This is a genomic window from Wolbachia endosymbiont of Glossina morsitans morsitans (assembly GCF_000689175.1).
GTDB classification, from domain to species: domain Bacteria; phylum Pseudomonadota; class Alphaproteobacteria; order Rickettsiales; family Anaplasmataceae; genus Wolbachia; species Wolbachia pipientis.
This window is the reverse complement of sequence record NZ_AWUH01000186.1, coordinates 1-2,824: the sequence shown is the minus strand read 5'-3', so window position 1 is coordinate 2,824 and position 2,824 is coordinate 1. Positions and strand designations below refer to the sequence as shown.

General features: G+C 34.7%; 3 protein-coding genes. 2 read left to right on the top strand and 1 reads right to left on the bottom strand.

What is annotated here, in order from left to right:
* Nucleotides 1-401, bottom strand: a 401-nt coding sequence (locus WGMM_RS04765; protein ID WP_038250847.1) for a hypothetical protein, incomplete at its 3' end; no start/stop codon positions are given.
* 115 nt (nucleotides 402-516) lie between these two features.
* On the opposite strand from WGMM_RS04765, the gene glpX reads away from it, so the two are divergent.
* Together glpX and WGMM_RS04755 are read left to right on the top strand one after the other, a co-directional pair.
* The gene (gene glpX, locus WGMM_RS04760; protein WP_051599664.1) at nucleotides 517-1,389 is read left to right on the top strand and encodes a class II fructose-bisphosphatase; all 873 of its coding nucleotides are present in this window, start codon (nucleotides 517-519) and stop codon (nucleotides 1,387-1,389) included.
* 81 nt (nucleotides 1,390-1,470) lie between these two features.
* On the top strand, nucleotides 1,471-2,824 hold a 1,354-nt coding region (locus WGMM_RS04755; protein WP_081818086.1), incomplete at its 3' end, for a hypothetical protein.

Genomic DNA, 2,824 nt, shown 5'->3' with positions numbered 1-2,824 from the left:
TTGTACAGCTTGCTTTTAGGTATTAGCTTTGATTGTTCTGCGTTAACATTTTGTAAGAGTAGATCTAAAATTTCGGTATTACGAAAATGGACAGCACAATTTAATATAGATTGACCATTTATAGTTTTGGGAATATGGCATGTTTCTTCTTGTTGGGAAATGATACTAATAATTTTTAGCTCATTTTTAAAGAGAAATTTTATAAAATCTAGATTACTTTTTTCAATTGTAAGTGCTAATAGTAAATCTCCCAACACACAGCCATTATGAAATTTTTGCTTTAGATCAATTCTTGCATTTAGCTCTTTACTTAATTCTTCAAGACTTGCTTGAGGCTTCTGTTTTACAGTCTCATTTATATTTAGATATAACTCTCTAATATCATCATTACTATATATCATAACTAACCCTACTACTATATTTTAGTTTATTATAGCAACTTTCCCACAACCAGTCAAGGCATATTGCAGTTTCAAGCAGCATGATATATATTGAATATAGTTCTTAAAGCAAATGATGGAAGATTTAGCCTACAAAATAGTTAAAGTGACCGAAGCTGCGGCGCTTGCTGCATATAAACTAGCAGGCTTCGGCGATGAAAAAAAGGCTGATCAGGTTGCAGTTGATGCAATGCGTACAGTATTAAATTCAATGGAAATAAATGGTACTATCGTAATTGGTGAAGGTGAGAGAGATGAAGCGCCGATGCTATATATTGGCGAGAAGGTTGGCACTGGAAATGGTCCTGAGATTGACATTGCTGTTGACCCACTTGAAGGCACTACGATTTGTGCTCATTACAAATCAGGGGCAATGTCCGTTCTTGCTGCAACGAAAAAAGGTAATTTTTTACATGCACCTGATGTTTATATGGAAAAGATAGTAGTAGGAAAAAATCTTCCAGAGGGTGTAGTCTCACTAAAAAATAGCATTGAAAAGAATCTAGACAATTTAGCCAAGGCAAAAATATGCAAAGTGAATGATCTCGTGGTAACTGTACTTAAACGTGAAAGGCATGGTGAATTAATAGAAAAAATCAGGAAATTAGGAGCAAAAATTAAACTAATAGATGATGGTGATGTTGCGGCCATAGTTTCACTAGTAAATGGCAATCATGATATGTATATCGGTATAGGAGGAGCACCAGAGGGAGTGCTTGCGGCTGTAGCGCTAAGCTCTATCGACGGACAGATGGAAGGAAGATTAGTACTTGATACGGATCAGTTAAGAGAAAGAGCAAAAAATTTAAATATTGATGACCCAGAAAAAGTCTACGCCGTAAAAGATATGGCAAGAGGTGAATCAGTGTTCATTGCAACTGGAGTAACAAGCGGAGAACTTGTGCCTAATAGGCTGATAAAGCTGCAAACAATGCAGAACTTATGTTAGCTTTTTTAGTTTCTAATTTTAGCTTTACAACATTTAGCATTAAGATATAATCAAGCTTACTTATAACAATAGAGGTGTGAAATGTTTACTAGTATTATAAATCTATTTAATGGTTTGTACAAAAATTCGAGTACCAAGGAAAGTGAAGAAAAGTTGACTCTTCTATCTCCTCAAGCAAATCTTCAATTCGATGAGACTCAGGTACAAAGTGTGCTCTCAGATTTTGAGGAATTGGAGTTTAAGGATAATAAGTGTTTTGACAAAATAGCAGACGATTATGAAAAGAAGGGGAAGAGTTCCCTCTTTAATTACGTGATATTGAATAAGCGGAAAGAAATAATCGATATATTAGATAGGAATCTCCCTCTCCTCGAAGAACAGGAGGAGTTTAGAAAGAAATATGGTCAATATGTTCTTCAAATTGACAAAGGAATGAGTTATGGAAAAGAACTTCAAGATGGACTTCGGTCTTTTGAAGATAGGGCAGAAAAAGTATTATCAGATTTCGAAAGATTGAATTTCGATTTTAAGGATAATAAGTGTGAAGATTCTTCTGATTCCGTAAATTATAATAACGGTTGGCCGGCAGATCCATTTGACAAGATAGCAAATTATTATCGAGAGGATGATATTTTCCTTTTCAATTATGTGGTATTGAGTAAGCGAAAAGAAATAATGGGTGTATTGGATAAGAAGCTTACTTCTAAAGATCAGGAGGAGTTAAAAGAAAATTTCAAAAAGAGGTTGGGTAGATATCTTATTCGAATTGGTCAAGGAATGAGCGATGGACAAGAATTTCTAAAAATTGGTAGTGCAATTGCTTTCTTTGATGGGTGTTATGTGCCATGTCCATATGCAAACCGTCTTCTTAATCATTATGACCATCTTAATATCAACATTACTAAACCTGAACAAAGTTTAGAAACCAGTCGTCTTTTCACTGAAAAAACTAAAAGAATGGAAGAGGAGAAAAGCGAGGTAAAAAGAGCAAAAATATACAGCAATGGTGAAAGAATAGTAACAATTGAGAAGAATGAGAAACAACAGAGGAACTGCTCCTTTACAAAATTTGCAATATGTGACATCGAAATTAGTTGGGGTGCAAAAGATGAATCTGGAAAAGACCTTAACTGTACTGTTGTTCTAAATATAAATTTAGGTCAAGTTAGTATTAAAAAATCAACTATTGACGGTAAAGATGTTGAACCAAAGAAAATTTTAAAGTTAGCTAAGCAAAACGAGGCTGTGCTTATAAAAGGTAAAGCTTTACATAAAGTTTTGGCAGCACATTTCATTAAGCAAACACCATGTGAGGAAAAGAAGGATACGCAATCGCACGAGAATATTGTTGTACCTGGTTCCGGTGCACCTCGCTCTATTAATGAGGAAATAACTGTAGAGCATCCGTTCGGGAAAGCGGCAAATAAAGATAATC

Coding starts and splice junctions, on each gene's coding strand:
- glpX (WP_051599664.1), top strand. CDS start 517: ATGGAAGATTTAGCCTACAAAATAGTTAAAGTGACCGAAGCTGCGGCG.